Below are 18,142 nucleotides of genomic sequence, written 5' to 3' on the forward strand. Positions count from 1 at the left end.
TTTCCCTCACCAGGAGTCCTGTCCATGTTCAAACCCCGCAACGTGCTCAAGCTCGGCGTGCTGTTCGCCGCGCTGGTACTCGGCCATGCCGAAACCGCCGCCGCCCATGAAGTTACCGACGTGCTGGGCCGCAAGGTCGAGGTAAAGGACGACGTTAAACGTGTGGTGCTCGGAGAAGGCCGCTTGATTTCGGCCTTTGCCCTGCTCGACAAGGACGCGCCGTTCCAGCGCATCGTTGGTTGGCAGAACGACTTGAAGCTGCTGGACCCGCACACCTACAACGCTTATGTGGCGAAGTTTCCCTCGGTGAAAGACATCCCGTTGATCGGGCAGGCGTCGGAGCAAAGCGTCAGCGCCGAGGAAATTCTCTCGCTCAAACCCGACCTGGCGGTGTTCAGCATTTCGGGCCACGGCCCGACCGAACACAGCGCGGTGGCAGACGTGCTGGCCAAAGCCGGCATCCCGGTGGTGTTCGTCGACTTTCGCATCAACCCGGTCCAAGGCACTCACACCAGCATGAACGCGCTGGGCCAGGCCTTGGGTCGTGAAAGCCAGGCCAACGCCTTCCTGGCGTTCTATGACCAGCACATCAAGGTCATCACCGATGCCGTCGCCACCTTGCCCGCTGGCCCACGCCCCAGCGTGTTCCTCGAATTGCTGGCCGGTGCCTGGCAGGCGCCAGGGCACACCACCGGCAAAAGCGGCATGGGTGAAGTGATCAAGCTGGTCGGCGGGCGCAATATCGCCGCCGACGTGGTGCCGGGTGCGCTGGGCGATATCAGCGTCGAGTACGCACTGAAAGCAGATCCGGACGTGTACGTGGCCACCGGCAACCACAAGCCGGGCTTGATCCTGGGCGCAGGCGTGAGCACTGACGAAGCACGTGAGGCGTTTGACCGGGTGTTGGCGCGGCCAGAATTCGCCCATCTTCGGGCCATCCGCGAGGGCAATGCCCACGGCCTGTGGCATGACTTCTACAACTCGCCGTACAACCTGCTGGCGATCGAAGCGCTGGCCAAGTGGGTGCACCCGCAGCTGTTCGCCACGCTCGATCCGCAGACGACTATGGAGCAAATCAACCAACAGTTCCTGGGCATGCCGTTGCAGGGTGCTTATTGGGTTGACGCAAAAACCAAGTAACACCTATCGCCCTGTTGGAATGCAGTCAGTGTGGGAGCTGGCTTGCCTGCGATAGCAAAGTGTCAGTCACTGAATCAGTCGACTGATACACCGCTATTGCAGGTAAGCCAGCGCCCACATTTGGATTTTCATCGTTTGTTAAATGTGTGTGAGCCCAATGACCACTCAAACCCTTGACCTCGCCACTGCCACTCACGGCTACCGCCGCTTGCTGGCACGCCGCGCCTGGCTGCTCGCGCTGTTGGGCACGGCGCTGGTCTGCGCGATGCTGGTGGACCTGGCCAGTGGCCCCTCGGGCATGGGCCTGCTGGCGTTGCTCGATGGCATCCTGCACCCCTCGCACCTGAGCGCCACCGACCAGGTGATCATCTGGAACGTGCGCCTGCCCTATGCACTGATGGCGGTGCTGGTCGGTTGCGCGCTGTCGCTGGCCGGCGCTGAGATGCAGGCGATTTTGAACAACCCGCTGGCCAGTCCATTTACCTTGGGCGTGTCGTCGGCGGCGGCGTTGGGCGCATCACTGGTCATCGTATTTCCGGTGACCACGTTGTGGGTGTCGGCCAACACGGCAATTTCCATCTCGGCCTTTATCTTCGCGGCGGCCTCGGTATTTTTGCTGCAAGCCATGTCACGCCTACGCGGCGCGGGCGTGGAAAGCCTGGTGTTGTTCGGCATCGCGCTGGTGTTCAGTTGCAATGCGGTCGTGGCCCTGCTGCAACTGGTCGCCACTGAAGATGTCTTGCAGCAACTGGTGTTCTGGACCTTGGGCAGCGTGACCCGGGCCAACTGGGACAAGCTCGGCATCCTCGCGCTGGTCGTGGCGGTGGTGATGCCGTTTTCTTTCGTCGCCGCACCGCGCCTGACCCTGCTGCGCATGGGCGAGGACCGCGCGCAAAGCTTTGGCGTGGACGTGAAGCGCCTGCGGTTTTTCTCATTGCTGCGTATCAGCCTGTTGTCAGCCACCGCCGTGGCGTTTGTAGGCACCATCGGTTTTATCGGCCTGGTCGGTCCGCATATCGCGCGGATTCTGGTGGGTGAAGACCAACGCTTCCTGCTGCCCGCCAGCGCCTTGACCGGCGCGTTATTGCTGGCGCTGTCGTCGATTGCCAGCAAGCTGATCATGCCGGGTGTGATCGTGCCGGTCGGCATCGTCACTGCGCTGGTGGGCGTGCCGATTTTCGTGGTGCTGGTGTTCAAGCGCGGGAGGCAGCTATGAACCTGGGCTTATCGGTGCACAACGCCAACGTCAGTTATGGCCGGCGGCACATCGTGCATGACCTGAGCTTGCCTACCCTGCCCCACGGCAGCCTGACCGCGCTGATCGGCCCCAATGGCGCCGGTAAGTCGACCTTGCTGCGCGCCGTGGCGGGACTGGAAAAGATGCGAGGCGTGGTAAGGCTGGGTGAACTGGACCTGTCGGCCATGTCCGTGGCCGAGCGTGCACGCCGCGTCACGTACATGCCGCAAAACCTGCCGCCGGGCCTGAGCCTCAGCGTGATGGAAAGCGTGATCGCCGCACTGCGCGTGGCCCATGTTGAAGGCATTCCCTTGTCCAGCGAGGCCTGTCTGCGTGAAGCGTTTGAGGCATTGCAGCGCATCGGTATCGCACACCTGGCCGATCAACTGCTAAGCACCTTGTCCGGTGGCCAACGCCAATTGGTCAGCCTCGCCCAACTCATCGCACGCCGCCCACAGGTGATGTTGCTCGACGAACCCACCAGCGCCCTCGACCTCAATTACCAGTTGAAGGTCATGGACTGCGTGCGAGGGCTGGTACGCGAACACAACCTGATCGCCGTGGTAGTGCTGCATGACATCAACCTCGCCGCGCGGTTTGCCGACCACATTGCCGTGCTGCGCCAGGGCCGCTTGTACGCCAGTGGCGTGGCGGACGAGGTGCTTGACCCGGCACTGTTTGCCGACGTTTACGGCGTGCGGGTGCGCATTGAACGGTGCTCGCAGCAGTCGTTGCAGGTGCTGGTCGATGGGGCTGTGTAAAACGCTTCTAAGGTTAGACGCAAATGTTTGATTGAATTATTGCCCTTCGATCATCACCTATACCTGCAGGCATTCGCTCATTTGGAGAGCTTCATGATCGACCTGTATTACTGGACTACCCCCAACGGTCACAAAGTTTCACTGTTCCTGGAAGAAGCCGGTTTGCCCTACAAGGTGCACCCGATCAACATCGGCCAGGGCGACCAGTTCAAACCAGACTTTCTGAAGATTGCTCCCAACAACCGTATTCCGGCCATCGTCGACCAACGCCCGAGCGACGGCGGCGCGCCGATTTCACTGTTTGAATCCGGCGCCATCTTGCTGTACCTCGCGGAAAAAACCGGCCAGTTCCTGCCCAAAGACCTGCGCGGTCGCCAGGAGGCATTGCAGTGGCTGTTCTGGCAAATGGGCGGGCTGGGGCCAATGGCCGGGCAAAACCATCATTTCAGCCAGTTCGCACCGGAAAAAATCCCTTACGCGATCAAGCGCTACGTCGATGAAACCGCGCGCCTGTATGGCGTGCTGGACCGGCGCCTGGCGGATCGCCCGTTCGTGGCAGGCGATGACTACAGCATTGCCGATATGGCGATCTACCCGTGGATTGTTTCCCACAAGTGGCAGAGCCAGCGCCTGGAAGATTTCCCCCATGTGCAGCGATGGTTCAACAGCATCAAGGAACGGCCAGCGACGGTTCGGGCATATGAGCTGGTGCAAAAAGTGAACCCACCCAAAGCCTGATCTGAAGTCTTACTCGGTCAACATGTGGGAGCGGGCTTGCTCGCGAATGCGGTGGTTCAGTCAGACCTTCGTTGACTGACACACCGCATTCGCGAGCAAGCCCGCTCCCACAGTTGATTTGCGCAAGACTCAAACTCCTGCTTGCGTCGTTTCGCCGCGCTCACTAACGTAGCGCCTTTAATGACGCTACCCCCCGCAGGAGCTTTGCCATGGCCTCGCCAGCCCTCTCACATTTTCTTCCCCGGTTCGGCGTTGCCGCGGCAGTGGCCAGTGCATTAAGCCTGGCCGGTTGCCAGCTCCAGAGCACCCAGGACACCCTGCCACCCGTTGCCGGCGTGCAGCCGATCAAAGGCCTGGCACAGAATGTGTCGGTACGCCGCAATGCCCAAGGCATGCCGCTGATCGAAAGCAACACCTTCCATGACGCGCTGTTCAGCCTCGGTTACGTGCACGCCAGCGACCGCATCACCCAGATGGTCACCTTGCGCCTGCTGGCCCAGGGCCGTCTGGCGGAAATGTCCGGGCCAGAAGTGCTGGATGTCGACCGCTTCATGCGCGCGGTCAACCTGAAAAAAAGCGCCGGCGAGCTGTACAACGCTTCGTCGCCGCGCCTCAAGCGCTTCTTTGAAGTGTATGCGCGGGGCGTCAACGCCTACCTGTTCCGCTACCGCGACAAGCTGCCGCCGGACCTCGCCCAGACCGGCTACAAACCCGAGTACTGGAAACCGGAGGATTCGGCGCTGTTGTTCTGCCTGTTGAATTTCAGCGAATCGAGCAACCTGCAAGAAGAGCTCTCCTCGTTGGTGCTGGCGCAGAAAGTCGGCGTCGACAAGCTCGCCTGGCTCACGCCAAGTGCGCCGGATGAGCCAATCCCGGCGGACGAGGCCGACAAGCTCAAGGGCGTGAACCTGGGCCAGATCACCGGCCTTGCGGGCCTGGAAAGTGTCGGCCAGCAGTTGAGCAGCCTCAACGCCCTGGCGGTCGCCACCTCCAGCAACTGGGCCATCGGCCCACAACGCAGCCGCAGCGGCAAAAGCCTGCTGGCCAGCGACCTTGCCGCCCAGCCGCAAGCGCCGTCGCCGTGGAATTACGTGCAGATCCGTGCGCCCAAATACCAGGCAGTCGGCGCCTCGATTGCCGGTCTGCCGACCCTGTTGTCCGGCTTCAACGGCAAAGTCGCGTGGAGCATGAGCGCGGTCAAGGGCGACACCCAGGACCTGTTCCTGGAAAAGGTCAAACGCCAAGGCAACGCGTTGTACTACGAGAACAACGGCAAATGGCTGCCGGCCACCGTGCGCAACGAAACCTACTTCGCCAAAGGCCAGCGGCCACTGCGTGAAGTGGTCTACGAAACTCGCCACGGCGCCCTGCTCAACAGCAGCCAGGCGCTGACCAGCGGTTTCGGCCTGGCCCTGCAAACCGCCGACTTCAAGGACGACAAGAGCCTGGACGCGTTTTTCGACCTGTCCCGTGCGCAAAACGCCGGCAAGGCGTCGGACGCGACCCGGGAAATCCGCGCCATCGCCCTGAACATGATCTTCGCCGACGCCAGCAACATCGGCTGGCAAGTCACCGGCCGCTTCCCCAACCGTCGCGAAGGCCAGGGCTTGCTGCCGTCGCCGGGCTGGGACGCGCGCTTTGACTGGGACGGCTACGCCGACGCGATGCTGCACCCCTACGATCAGGACCCGGCCCAAGGCTGGATCGGCACCGCCAACCAGCGCACCGCGCCACGCGGCTATGGCATGCAGCTGTCCAACTCCTGGGATGCACCGGAGCGCAGCGAACGCCTGGCGCAGCTGGCCAACGCCGGCAAGCATGACAGCCGCAGCATGATCGCCATGCAGTACGACCAGACCACCCTCTTTGCCGCCAAACTCAAGACCATGTTCCAGGCGCCGGGCATGGCCCAACCGCTGAAACAGGCGATTGATGCATTACCGGCGGCTGACGCGGCCAAGGCACGCGAGGCGCTGAATCGCCTGATGGCGTTTGATGGCCGACTGGCGCCAACGTCTGCCGACGCGGCGATCTACGAGCTGTTCCTGCAGGAAAGCACCAAGCAGATCTTCCTCGACGAACTCGGCCCGGAAAACAGCGCCAGCTGGAAAGCCTTTATCAGCAACGCCAACCTGTCCTACTCCGCCAGCGCCGACCACCTGCTGGGCCGCGAAGACAGCCCGTTCTGGGACGACGTGCGTACGGCGCAAAAAGAAGACAAACCGGCGATCCTGGCCCACAGCCTGGCCGCCGCGATCACGGCCGGCGACAGCCAATTGGGCGGCGACCACAAGGCCTGGCAATGGGGCAAGCTGCACACCACCACGTGGAAAAACACCAACGGCCAGGTGATTCGCGGCCCGTTCGCCAGCGGCGGCGACCACAACACCCTGAACCCGGCGCCCTACCGCTGGGGCCAGGACTTCACCACCACCCAGGTGCCGGCGCTGCGCATGATTGTCGACTTCGGTCAGATTGAACCGATGATGGGCCAGGGCGGCATTGGCCAGTCCGGCAACCCGGCCAGCCCGAATTATGCGAACGGCATCGACCCGTCGCTCAAGGCGCAATACCTGAGCTTCCCGATGCAGCCGCAGAACTTTGACAAGGTGTACGGCAAAACCCGGTTGACCCTGACGCCTGGCAAATAACCCGGTTTCTCACTGAAGAAACCGGATCAAAAATGTGGGAGCGGGCTTGCTCGCGAAGGCGGTCGATCAGTCACTCAATAGTTGGCTGAACCACCGCCTTCGCGAGCAAGCCCGCTCCCACATTGACCTTATGCATTCCGATAGAACTTCTCGCCCCACCGTCCCCTCATACCTGATAAGCCCATCGCCCCCGGCACGCCCATGGACCTTGTCATCGCCCGGCCCGAAGGCCTCTACTGCCCCGCCGGAGATTTTTATATCGACCCATGGCGGCCGGTGGAGCGCTCGGTCATCACCCACGCCCACGGCGACCACGCCCGCACCGGCAACCAGCACTACCTGGCCGCCGCGCCCGGTGAAGGCATCTTGCGCTCGCGCCTGGGCCAGGACATCAATCTGCAAACCCTGGCCTATGGCGAACAACTCGTGCACCACGGTGTGACCCTGAGTTTTCACCCTGCCGGGCACGTGCTGGGTTCCGCCCAGGTGCGGCTGGAATACCAGGGCGAAGTCTGGGTCGCCTCCGGCGACTACAAAGTCGAGCCCGACGGCACCTGCGCGCCCTTCGAACCGGTGCGTTGCCACACCTTTATTACCGAATCCACGTTCGGCCTGCCGATCTACCGTTGGCAGCCCCAGGCGCAGATCTTCGCCGGGATCAATGACTGGTGGCAGGCCAACATCGCCGCCGGCAAGGCCAGCGTGTTGTTCTGTTATTCGTTCGGCAAGGCCCAGCGCATCCTGCATGGCATCGACGCCAGCATTGGCCCGATCCTCAGCCATGGCGCGGTCGAGCCCTTGAACCGGGTGTACCGCGAAGCCGGCATCTACATCCCCGAAACCCTTTATGCCGGCGACTTCAAAAAGACCGACCCGTTGCTGCGCCAAGCGCTGATCATCGCCCCGCCGTCCGCAGGCGCAAGCAGTTGGATCAAGCGTTTCGGCGACTACAGCGACGCGTTCGCCAGCGGCTGGATGCGCCTGCGCGGTACGCGGCGGCGCCGCGGGGTAGACCGCGGCTTTGTGCTCTCGGACCACGCCGATTGGCCGGGGCTGCTGTGGGCCATCGAGCAAACCGGCGCCGAGCGGGTGATGGTCACCCACGGTTCTGTCGGCGTTCTGGTGCGTCACCTGCGGGAAAAAGGCCTGGATGCCCAGGGCTTTACCACCGAATACGGCGATGACGAAGAGGAGGCCAGCGCATGAAAGCCTTCGCAGAGTTGTACGCCAACCTCGACGCCACCACGTCCAGCAATGCCAAGCTCGCCGCGTTGCAGGCGTACTTTCGCCAAGCCCCGCCCGACGATGCAGCGTGGGCGGTGTACTTCCTGTCCGGCGGGCGACCTCGGCAACTGGTGCCCACCCGTTTACTGCGCGACATGGCCACCCAAGCCTCGGGCATCGAGCCATGGCTGTTCGAAGAGAGCTACCAATCGGTCGGCGATTTGGCCGAGACCATTTCCCTGCTGTTACCCGAATCCACCTACACCTCGCAAGATGGCCTGGCGGTGTGGCTCGAAGAAAAGCTGCTGCCCCTGCGTGGTTTGCCGCCTCTGGAACTCGCCGAACGCCTGCCCGCGCTGTGGGCCCAACTGGATCAGCCGAGCCTGATGGTCTGCATCAAGTTGATCACCGGCAGTTTTCGCGTCGGCGTGTCCAAACTGCTGGTCACCCGCGCCCTCGCCGCGATGGCCGACCTCGACAGCAAGCGCGTGGCGCAACGCCTGGTGGGCTACACCGACCTGTCCAATCGCCCTACGCCTGAAGGCTACCTCAAGCTGATCGCTGCCGAATCGTCCGACGAACACGCGCAACGCGGCGGGCAGCCCTATCCGTTTTTTCTGGCCCATGGGTTGTCGCAGCCGGTGGAGCAATTCGACGCCCTGCTCGGCTCCCCCGCCGACTGGCAGGTGGAATGGAAGTGGGACGGCATTCGCGCGCAGTTGGTCAAGCGCGAAGGCCGGCTGTGGGTCTGGTCGCGGGGCGAGGAGCTGGTCACCGAGCGTTTTCCCGAACTGCACAGCCTGGTCAGCGGCTTGCCGGATGGCACGGTGATCGACGGCGAAATCGTGGTGTGGAAGGACGCGGTGCAACCTTTCGCCCTGCTGCAACAGCGGATCGGCCGCAAGACCCTGAGCAAAAAGGTGCTTGAGGATGCTCCGGTCGCCGTCCTCGCCTACGACCTGCTGGAGTTTGAGGGCGACGATTGGCGCAATCACACCCAGGCCGAACGCCGCACCCAACTCGAGCAGGTGATTGCTCAGTGCAACCAGCCTGTGCTGCTGCCATCGCCTTCGCTGACGGGGACCTCTTGGGCAGACCTCGCGCACCAACGCGAGGCGTCGCGCCAGTTGGGCGTGGAAGGCATGATGCTCAAGGCCAAGGACGGCCTGTACGGCGTGGGCCGCACCAAGGACATGGGCGTGTGGTGGAAATGGAAAGTCGACCCGTTCAGCGTCGACGCGGTGTTGATCTACGCCCAACGCGGCCATGGTCGTCGCGCCAGCCTGTATAGCGACTACACCTTTGCAGTGTGGGATGGCCCGCCCGGCACCGAACGCACGCTGGTACCGTTTGCCAAAGCCTATTCCGGCCTGACCGACGAGGAAATGCGCAAGGTCGACGCGATTGTGCGCAAAACCACGGTGGAGAAATTCGGGCCGGTCAGCAGCGTGACGCCGAGCATGGTGTTTGAGCTGGGCTTTGAGGGCATTGCCCTGTCCAAGCGCCACAAGAGCGGGATTGCGGTGCGGTTTCCCAGAATGTTGCGGTGGCGCCAGGATAAGGCGGTGGACGAGGCGGACAACCTGGCCACGCTGCAGGACCTGCTGACCTGAACTAGGTCCTCCTGTGGGAGCGGGCTTGCTCGCGAATACGGTAGGCCAGTGACAGAGGAATTGACTGACCCGCCGCATTCGCGAGCAAGCCCGCACCAACGTTTTAATTCGCGTCAAGATCCAAAATGGTGCACTGAAAAATCAATGCCCATTTTCGGGCATCTCCTACACTCTCAACTCCCTTATCCCACCTTTTAAAACAGTCATTCGGAACTATGGTGCAGAAATTGCTACTTGTGATCCGTCTGACACCGTTCAGTAACAGTCCTAAACGCGCCACAAGCGCTTATCTTGGTTTCCAGGGATTACATAATGAAAAAAGCATTGCTGACCCTTTCTGCACTGGCTCTGTGCATGGCTGCTGGTGTTGCCACAGCCAAGGAATACAAGGAATTGCGTTTTGGTGTCGATCCTTCCTACGCGCCGTTCGAATCCAAGGCCGCTGACGGCAGCCTGGTAGGCTTCGATATCGACCTGGGCAATGCGATCTGCGCCGAGCTGAAGGTCAAGTGCAAGTGGGTTGAAAGTGACTTCGACGGCATGATTCCAGGCCTGAACGCCAACAAGTTCGACGGCGTGATTTCCTCGATGACCGTGACCGAAGCCCGTGAAAAGGCGATCGACTTCTCTAACGAGCTGTTCTCCGGCCCGACGTCCCTGGTGTTCAAAAAGGGCGCGAACTTCTCCACGCCTGAGTCCCTCAAGGGCAAAACCGTGGGCTACGAGCAAGGCACCATCCAGGAAGCCTACGCCAAGGCGGTGCTGGACAAAGCCGGTGTGACCACCAAGGCCTACGCCAACCAGGACCAGGTGTATGCCGACCTGACGTCCGGTCGTCTCGACGCCTCGGTGCAAGACATGCTGCAAGCCGAACTGGGCTTTTTGAAGTCGCCGGCAGGCGCTGACTACGAAGTCAGCAAGGCCATCGACGACCCATTGCTGCCATCCAAAACGGCGGTCGGTATCAAAAAAGGTAACAAAGACCTCAAGGCCTTGCTCGATAAAGGTATCAAAGCGTTACACGATGATGGCACCTACGCCACCATCCAGAAGAAACACTTCGGCGATCTGAACCTGTACAGCGGTAAATAACACCCTGGCGCCCACCTGTTTCAGGTGGGCGCTTTTTTATCGCCATAGGTCCTGAATTCATGTTTGAAGATCTTTTACAAACCCTGGGGCTGAGTGCCTTCAGTTTGAAGGGGTTCGGCCCGCTGTTGCTGCAAGGTACGTGGATGACGGTGAAACTGTCGGTCGCCTCCCTGGCCGTCAGCGTCCTGCTCGGCTTGCTCGGCGCCAGCGCGAAACTGTCCAGCGTCAGCCTGATCCGCGTCCCCGCCCAGCTCTACACCACCTTGATTCGCGGCGTGCCCGACCTGGTGCTGATGTTGCTGATTTTCTACAGCCTGCAAATCTGGCTGACCGGTTTTACCGACTTCATGGAATGGGACTACATCGAGATCGACCCATTCAGCGCCGGGGTTATCACCCTGGGCTTCATCTACGGTGCCTACTTCACCGAGACCTTTCGCGGTGCGATCCTCGCCGTGCCGCGGGGCCAGCTGGAAGCGGCGACCGCGTACGGGCTCACGCGCGGGCAGCGGTTTCGCTTCGTGACCTTCCCGCAGATGATGCGCTTTGCCCTGCCAGGCATCGGCAACAACTGGATGGTGATGCTCAAGGCCACGGCGCTGGTGTCGATCATCGGCCTGGCGGACCTGGTCAAGGCGGCTCAAGACGCCGGCAAGAGCACCTACCAACTGTTTTACTTCCTGGTCATCGCCGCGTTGATCTACCTGCTGATCACCAGCGCGTCCAATGTCGTCCTGCGCTGGCTTGAGCGCCGCTACTCCGCTGGGTCCCGGGAGGCCGTGCGATGATCGAACTTCTACAGCAATACTGGCGGCCCTTCCTTTATAGCGACGGCCAGCACATCACCGGGCTGGCAATGACCCTGTGGCTGCTCAGCGCGGCGCTGGTGATTGGCTTTGTGGTGTCGATCCCGCTGTCCATCGCCCGCGTGTCGCGCAAACGCTACATCCGCTGGCCGGTGCAGTTTTACACGTACCTGTTTCGTGGCACGCCGCTCTATATCCAGCTGCTGATCTGCTACACCGGGATCTACAGCATTGCGGCCGTACGGGCGCAACCGGTGCTGGATGCGTTCTTTCGGGATGCGATGAACTGCACCATCCTCGCCTTCGCCCTGAACACCTGCGCCTACACCACCGAGATTTTCGCCGGGGCAATCCGCAGCATGGCCCACGGCGAAGTCGAAGCAGCCAAGGCCTATGGCCTGACAGGCTGGAAGCTGTATGCCTACGTCATCATGCCGTCGGCCCTACGCCGCTCGCTGCCGTACTACAGCAATGAAGTGATCCTGATGCTGCACTCGACCACCGTGGCGTTCACCGCGACGGTGCCGGACATTCTCAAGGTGGCCCGGGACGCCAACTCGGCCACGTACATGACCTTTCAATCATTCGGCATCGCTGCGTTGATCTACCTGACCGTGACCTTTGCGCTGGTCGGGCTGTTTCGTCTGGCGGAGCGCCGCTGGCTGGCCTTTCTCGGGCCGAGCCATTAAGGAGTTGTCATGCGTCATCAGGTACATGATCTGATCGCGCCGGTGCCAGGCACGGCGCGGCAGATTCACAGTTTCCACTTCGGCCCGGAACAGGCTGAAGGCAAGGTCTACATCCAGTCATCGCTGCATGCCGACGAACTGCCGGGCATGCTGGTGGCCTGGCACCTCAAGGCCCGCCTGGCCGAGTTGGCGGCGGCCGGCAGGCTGCGCAGCGAAATCGTGTTGGTGCCGATTGCCAACCCGGTGGGCCTGGAGCAAGTGTTGATGGATATTCCGCTGGGCCGCTACGAGCTGGAAAGCGGACAGAATTTCAACCGCCGGTTTGTCGACCTCAGTGAAGAGGTCGGTAACCAGGTCGAGTATTTGCTGGGAGATGACGCGCAGCACAACGCCCGATTGATCCGTGCCGCGCTGTCCACTGCCCTCGCCCGGCAAGCGGCCGACACCCAGTTGCAATCCCAACGCCTGGTGCTGCAACGCCTGGCCTGCGAGGCCGACATGGTGCTCGACCTGCATTGCGACTTCGAAGCCGTGGCGCACCTGTACACCACGCCCGAGGCCTGGCCGCAGGTGGAGCCGCTGGCACGCTACATCGGCTCGGAAGCCAATTTGCTTGCCACCGATTCCGGCGGGCAGTCCTTCGATGAGTGTTTCACCCTGGTGTGGTGGCAGTTGCAGCAACGCTTCGGCGAGCGCTTCCCGATTCCCATGGGCAGCTTTTCGGTGACCGTCGAGCTGCGCGGCCAGGGCGACGTCAACCATGGCCTGGCCCGCCTCGACTGCCAGGCGATCATCGATTATCTGATCCACTTCGGCGCGATTGAAGGCACCGCCGCGCCATTGCCTGCCTTGCCCTACCCGGCCACCCCACTGGCGGGCGTCGAGCCTGTGACCACGCCCGTTGGCGGTTTGCTGGTATTTTGCGCCCTGCCAGGTGAATACCTGGAAGCCGGGCAATTGATCGCCGAAATCATCGACCCCCTTACTGACCGCGTAACGCCCGTGCACTGTAAAAACGCCGGCCTGCTTTACGCCCGTTCGCTGCGGCGCATGGCCACTGCCGGCATGGTGATCAGCCATGTCGCAGGCCATGAAGCCTACCGCAGCGGCTACCTACTTTCGCCTTGAGGATGCACGCCCCATGTACAAATTGACCGTTGAAGGCCTGCATAAAAGCTATGGCGACAATGAAGTGCTCAAAGGTGTCTCGCTCAAGGCCAAGACCGGTGATGTGATCAGTTTGATCGGCGCCAGCGGTTCGGGCAAAAGCACCTTTTTGCGCTGCATCAACTTTCTGGAAACCCCCAACGACGGCGCGATGACCCTCGACGGCCAGCAAATCCGCATGGTCAGCGACCGCCACGGCATGCGCGTGGCCGACGACGCCGAGCTGCAACGCCTGCGCACGCGGCTGGCGATGGTGTTCCAGCATTTCAACCTGTGGAGCCACATGAGCGTGCTGGAAAACATCACCATGGCCCCGCGCCGGGTGCTGGGTTGCAGCAAGAAGGACGCCGAAGACCGCGCCCGTCGCTACCTGGACAAGGTGGGCTTGCCGGCGCGCGTGGCCGATCAATACCCGGCGTTCCTGTCGGGTGGCCAACAGCAACGCGTGGCCATCGCCCGCGCCCTGGCCATGGAGCCGGAGGTGATGCTGTTCGACGAGCCGACCTCGGCCCTCGACCCGGAGCTGGTCGGTGAAGTATTGAAGGTGATCCAGGGGCTGGCCGAGGAAGGCCGCACCATGATCATGGTCACCCACGAGATGAGCTTTGCGCGCAAGGTGTCGAGCCAGGTGCTGTTCCTGCACAAGGGCCTGGTGGAAGAGCAAGGTGCGCCTGCGGATGTGCTGGGCAATCCGAAGAGCGAGCGCCTGCAGCAGTTCTTGAGCGGCAATTTGAAGTAAACCTTTGCGGCGCCTGGAGGGTCTCTGAATGAGAGCCTCCAGAGCGTCAGCCCACCCATGGCAAAACCCCTCGACTTCGCAAAACACTGGTTTGCCGCCAAGGGCTGGAAACCGTTCGCCTTTCAGAAAGAGGTATGGGCGGCGGTCAAGCAGGGTCAGTCAGGCTTGCTGCATGCCAGCACCGGCGCGGGTAAAACCTATGCACTGTGGTTTGCCGCCCTCAATCGCTTCGCCATCACTCGCCCGCCCGCCACCGGCAAACGCAAACCGCCGGCTGAGCCGCTGACCGTGCTGTGGATTACACCCATGCGCGCATTGGCCGCCGACACTGCACGCGCCCTTGAAGCGCCACTGGAGGTCTTGCAGATTCCGTGGAGCATCGGCCTGCGCACCGGCGATACCAGCAGCAGCGAACGCGCCCGCCAAACCCGCCGCCAGCCCACCGCGCTGGTTACCACGCCGGAAAGTCTTACGTTGATGCTGGCGCGTGCCGACAGTGAATCGAGCCTGGCGCACCTGCGCATGGTCATCGTGGATGAATGGCATGAACTGATCGGCAACAAGCGTGGTGTGCAGCTGCAACTGGCGCTGGCGCGCTTGCGGCGGTGGCATCCGGAACTGATGGTGTGGGGAATTTCGGCGACGTTGGGTAATCAGGCTCACGCACTGGAGGTTTTGGTCCCACAAGGTGGCGGGATCAATGTGCAGGGGCAAACGGCCAAAACGCTGCAGGTCGATACCTTGTTGCCGCCCACCACTGAGCGCTTTCCCTGGGCCGGGCATATTGGTTTGAAGATGTTGCCGCAAGTCGTCGCCGAAGTTGATTCCAGCAGCAGTTGCCTGGTGTTTACCAACACACGGGCGCAGTCGGAGATCTGGTACCAGGCGTTGCTCGAGGCGCGCCCGGATTGGGCGGGAGTGATCGCGCTGCACCATGGCTCACTCTCGCGCGAAACGCGCGACTGGGTGGAGCGAGCCTTGAAAGACGGCCAGCTCAAGGCGGTGGTGTGCACCTCCAGCCTGGACCTGGGGGTGGATTTCCTGCCGGTGGAGCGCGTGCTGCAAATCGGCTCGGCCAAAGGCGTGGCGCGCCTGATGCAGCGCGCCGGACGCTCCGGCCACGCGCCAGGGCGGCCGTCCAGGGTGACGCTGGTGCCGACCCACAGCCTGGAGCTGGTGGAAGCGGCGGCCGCCCAAGACGCGATCGCCCAACGGCGCATCGAAGCCCGTGAATCGCCTTACAAACCGCTGGACGTGCTCGTACAGCATTTGGTGAGCATGGCGCTGGGCGGAGGCTTCACGCCGGACGCGCTGCTGGCGGAAGTGCGCGGTGCCTGGGCTTACCGTGACCTCACGCAAGCCGACTGGGCCTGGGCGCTGGGGTTTGTGCGCCATGGCGGATTGTCGCTGACGGCTTACCCGGATTACCGCCGCGTGGAGCCCGACGAGCACGGCGTGTGGCGCGTGCCGGATGCACGCCTGGCGCGGCGCCATCGCATGAGCGTAGGCACCATCGTCAGTGACGCGAGTATCCAGCTGAAATTCTGGAGCAAGGGCGGCGGCGGCAAGAACCTGGGCAGTGTCGAGGAAGGCTTTATCGCACGGCTCAAACCCGGTGATGGTTTCCTGTTTGCGGGGCGTTTGCTGGAGCTGGTGCGCGTGGAAAACATGACTGCTTACGTGCGTCGCAGCACCGCGAAAAGAGCCGCCGTGCCGCGTTGGAATGGCGGGCGCATGCCGCTTTCCAACGAACTGGCGCAGGCGGTGGTCGAGCGGTTTGATGCGGCGGCGCACGGGCATTTCGACGGCCCGGAAATGCAGGCGGTGCAACCCTTGCTGCAAACCCAGTTGCGCTGGTCGGGCCTGCCGACTCGCACGCATTTGCTGGCCGAAGCCCTGAAGTCGCGGGAAGGATGGCACGTGTTTCTTTACCCCTTCGCCGGACGCCAAGTGCATCTGGGCCTGGCCAGCCTGCTGGCGTGGCGGGTCAGCCAACAGCAGCCGGTGACCTTTTCGATTGCGGTGAATGATTACGGGCTGGAGCTGTTGAGTGCCACTCCGGTGGATTGGCCATTACTGCTGAACGAAGCGTTATTGAGTCCGCAAAATTTGCTGACCGACGTCATAGCCAGCCTGAATGCCGGGGAATTGGCCCTTAGACGTTTTCGCGAGATCGCGCGCATCGCCGGGCTGGTGTTCGCGGGTTACCCCGGTGCGCCAAAAAGCACGCGGCAGGTTCAGGCCTCCAGCGGGTTGTTTTTTGAAGTGTTCAAGCAATATGACCCGCAGAACCTGCTGCTGACCCAGGCCGGGGAAGAAGTCCTGCGTGACGAGTTGGATATTCGTCGGCTGGAACAGACATTGCGCCATCTGGCCGCGCTGAAACTGGACCTGCACCTGATCGAACGGCCTACACCGCTGGCCTTCCCACTGCTGGTTGAGCGGATGCGCGAGAGCATGAGTTCGGAGAAACTCTCGGAGCGCATTGCACGGATGGTCAAAGACCTGGAAAAAGTCGCGGATAATGGGAAACGCTGATGCATTGTTCGGTGATGCTTGAGGGAGAAGAGCTGTGGTTGCTGGCGGAAAAGGCCGTGTACTGGCCCTCGCGTGGGTGTTTGCTGATTGCCGACGTGCATTTTGGCAAGGCCTCCGCCTACCGCAGCCTTGGGCAACCCGTGCCCCAAGGCACCACGACTGAAAACCTGCAACGCCTGGACCGGCTGTTATCGGCCTTGCCGTGCGAGCAGGTGATCTTTCTCGGTGACTTCCTGCACGGCCCCGGCTCTCACGCCAGCGGCACCCTGAGCGCCTTGAGAGCGTGGCGTGAGCACAATTGCGACCTTGGGCTGACGCTGATTCGTGGCAATCACGACAAACGCGCAGGCGACCCACCAGCCGACTTGCGCATCGAGGTGGTGCCGGAACCTTTGCTGATGGGGCCGTTCGCCCTGCAACACGAACCAGACGCGCATGCCAGCCACCATGTGCTGGCGGGGCACGTGCACCCGGTCTATCGACTGCGCGGCAGGGGCCGCCAGAGCTTGCGCCTGCCGTGCTTTCAGTTCGGGTCGCGGATCAGCCTGTTGCCGGCGTTCGGCGCCTTTACCGGGGGTTATTCAGTGGAGCAGCGCGACGATCAGCAGATCTTTGTGATCGGCGATGAGGACGTATGGCCGGTGTGCTGAACAACCGGCCATGTCTATTGCCCTGAACGATCAGGCGACAGGCGCGGGTGGCGGCTCATCCGGCAGCGTCGGTTCACCAGGCTCGGTGGGCGGTTGCGGCCAATCTTGATCAGGTTGACCAGGGATGCCGCCCGCATACGCAGGGTCGGCCATCAGGGACCAGGCCAGAACACCAATCTGGTTGGGTTCAAGCCGGGCGAGTTCGGCGCTGATTCGCGGGTCGATCTTCATAAAGTACTCCTCAAGCGTGGCTCGGCGCGTTTTGCACGCACCGAGGCAGTACACCCAATAGAGTCACTTCCCGCAGACTAATTCCCTTAACGTGTAAGACCTTTCGATCAAGCGCGTGGGAGTGTGACGCCACGCTGGCCCTGATACTTGCCGGCGCGGTCCTTGTAGGACACTTCACAGGCCTCATCGGACTGCAGGAACAGCATCTGTGCCACGCCTTCATTGGCGTAGATCTTCGCCGGCAACGTGGTGGTGTTGGAGAACTCCAGGGTCACGTGACCTTCCCACTCGGGCTCAAGCGGCGTCACGTTGACGATAATGCCGCAGCGCGCGTAGGTGCTTTTACCCAAGCAAATGGTCAGCACGTCACGCGGGATGCGGAAAAACTCCACGGTGCGCGCCAGGGCGAAGGAGTTGGGCGGGATGATGCACACGTCGCTCTTGACGTCGACGAAGCTCTTTTCGTCGAAATTCTTCGGGTCGACGATCGCCGAGTTGATATTGGTGAACACCTTGAATTCGTCGGCGCAACGCACGTCGTAGCCATAGCTGGAAACACCGTACGAAATCACCGGAGCGTCGCCTGCGCCACGGATCTGGCGTTCAACGAACGGTTCGATCATGCCGTGCTCTTGCGCCATGCGGCGAATCCACTTGTCCGATTTGATGCTCATGGCGGGTGTCCTGAATAGCGAGGTGGAAAAATTCTGTTGGGCATCTTACCGGGGCCGGCTTCGGGGTTCAAAGGGCGCGGGGCTTTTCTTGATGAATGCACCGGCTGCTGCAAGCCGCAGCCAATGGGGCCGGGGCTCATAGTGCGGTCCCTTGTGACTGTAAATACCACCGCCAGTCACGAAAATAGAGAA

The 18,142-nt window shown here is 62.0% G+C and carries 16 protein-coding genes; 14 read left to right on the forward strand and 2 right to left on the reverse strand.

The window, feature by feature from the left end; genetic code table 11:
• Positions 1–24: 24 nt before the first annotated feature.
• The 14 genes from AC19YS_RS24545 to pdeM all read left to right on the forward strand — a co-directional run bounded on the left by AC19YS_RS24545 (position 25) and on the right by pdeM (position 17,045).
• On the forward strand, positions 25–1,140 hold the full coding sequence (locus AC19YS_RS24545; RefSeq protein ID WP_179606698.1) for an ABC transporter substrate-binding protein: 1,116 nt from the start codon (positions 25–27) through the stop codon (positions 1,138–1,140).
• 157 nt (positions 1,141–1,297) lie between these two features.
• Positions 1,298–2,356: a FecCD family ABC transporter permease gene (locus AC19YS_RS24550; RefSeq protein WP_500602816.1), complete on the forward strand. Its 1,059-nt coding sequence runs from the start codon at positions 1,298–1,300 to the stop codon at positions 2,354–2,356.
• On the forward strand, positions 2,353–3,138 hold the full coding sequence (locus AC19YS_RS24555) for an ABC transporter ATP-binding protein (RefSeq protein WP_500602817.1): 786 nt from the start codon (positions 2,353–2,355) through the stop codon (positions 3,136–3,138). Before AC19YS_RS24550 ends, AC19YS_RS24555 begins: the two co-directional genes overlap by 4 nt.
• Before the next feature lie 93 nt (positions 3,139–3,231).
• A complete protein-coding gene (locus tag AC19YS_RS24560; protein ID WP_106577135.1) occupies positions 3,232–3,876 on the forward strand; it encodes a glutathione S-transferase N-terminal domain-containing protein in 645 nt (214 codons plus the stop codon).
• 209 nt (positions 3,877–4,085) lie between these two features.
• Entirely contained in the window at positions 4,086–6,527 is a 2,442-nt protein-coding gene (locus AC19YS_RS24565) for a penicillin acylase family protein (protein WP_500602819.1), read from the forward strand.
• Positions 6,528–6,728: 201 nt separating this feature from the next.
• Entirely contained in the window at positions 6,729–7,733 is a 1,005-nt protein-coding gene (locus AC19YS_RS24570; RefSeq protein WP_500602820.1) for a ligase-associated DNA damage response exonuclease, read from the forward strand.
• Entirely contained in the window at positions 7,730–9,364 is a 1,635-nt protein-coding gene (locus AC19YS_RS24575) for an ATP-dependent DNA ligase (protein WP_200623538.1), read from the forward strand. Before AC19YS_RS24570 ends, AC19YS_RS24575 begins: the two co-directional genes overlap by 4 nt.
• A gap of 312 nt (positions 9,365–9,676) precedes the next feature.
• Positions 9,677–10,456 (forward strand): transporter substrate-binding domain-containing protein, encoded by a 780-nt coding sequence (locus tag AC19YS_RS24580; protein ID WP_106577139.1) that lies wholly within the window; start codon positions 9,677–9,679, stop codon positions 10,454–10,456.
• 59 nt (positions 10,457–10,515) lie between these two features.
• Complete coding sequence (locus tag AC19YS_RS24585) at positions 10,516–11,244, forward strand: ABC transporter permease (RefSeq protein WP_106577140.1); 729 nt, start codon at positions 10,516–10,518, stop codon at positions 11,242–11,244.
• Entirely contained in the window at positions 11,241–11,951 is a 711-nt protein-coding gene (locus AC19YS_RS24590) for an ABC transporter permease (RefSeq protein ID WP_106577141.1), read from the forward strand. The genes AC19YS_RS24585 and AC19YS_RS24590 overlap by 4 nt, the downstream gene beginning before the upstream one ends.
• Before the next feature lie 9 nt (positions 11,952–11,960).
• On the forward strand, positions 11,961–13,079 hold the full coding sequence (locus AC19YS_RS24595; protein WP_106577142.1) for a succinylglutamate desuccinylase/aspartoacylase family protein: 1,119 nt from the start codon (positions 11,961–11,963) through the stop codon (positions 13,077–13,079).
• A gap of 13 nt (positions 13,080–13,092) precedes the next feature.
• On the forward strand, positions 13,093–13,857 hold the full coding sequence (locus tag AC19YS_RS24600; protein ID WP_106577143.1) for an ABC transporter ATP-binding protein: 765 nt from the start codon (positions 13,093–13,095) through the stop codon (positions 13,855–13,857).
• Between the two features lie 57 nt (positions 13,858–13,914).
• Positions 13,915–16,395, forward strand: a complete 2,481-nt coding sequence (locus AC19YS_RS24605; RefSeq protein WP_500602822.1) for a ligase-associated DNA damage response DEXH box helicase — start codon at positions 13,915–13,917, stop codon at positions 16,393–16,395.
• Positions 16,395–17,045 carry a ligase-associated DNA damage response endonuclease PdeM gene (pdeM, locus tag AC19YS_RS24610; protein ID WP_500602823.1) on the forward strand — a complete coding sequence of 217 codons (651 nt, stop codon included), beginning with the start codon at positions 16,395–16,397 and terminating at the stop codon, positions 17,043–17,045. Before AC19YS_RS24605 ends, pdeM begins: the two co-directional genes overlap by 1 nt.
• A 30-nt stretch (positions 17,046–17,075) precedes the next feature.
• On the opposite strand, the gene AC19YS_RS24615 is transcribed toward pdeM, so the two are convergent.
• Both AC19YS_RS24615 and dcd read right to left on the reverse strand, forming a co-directional pair.
• On the reverse strand, positions 17,076–17,276 hold the full coding sequence (locus tag AC19YS_RS24615; RefSeq protein ID WP_106577146.1) for a hypothetical protein: 201 nt from the start codon (positions 17,274–17,276) through the stop codon (positions 17,076–17,078).
• 107 nt (positions 17,277–17,383) lie between these two features.
• A complete protein-coding gene (gene dcd, locus AC19YS_RS24620) occupies positions 17,384–17,950 on the reverse strand; it encodes a dCTP deaminase (RefSeq protein ID WP_106577147.1) in 567 nt (188 codons plus the stop codon).
• Positions 17,951–18,142: the final 192 nt, after the last annotated feature.

The organism is Pseudomonas sp. MF08831, from assembly GCF_059862645.1.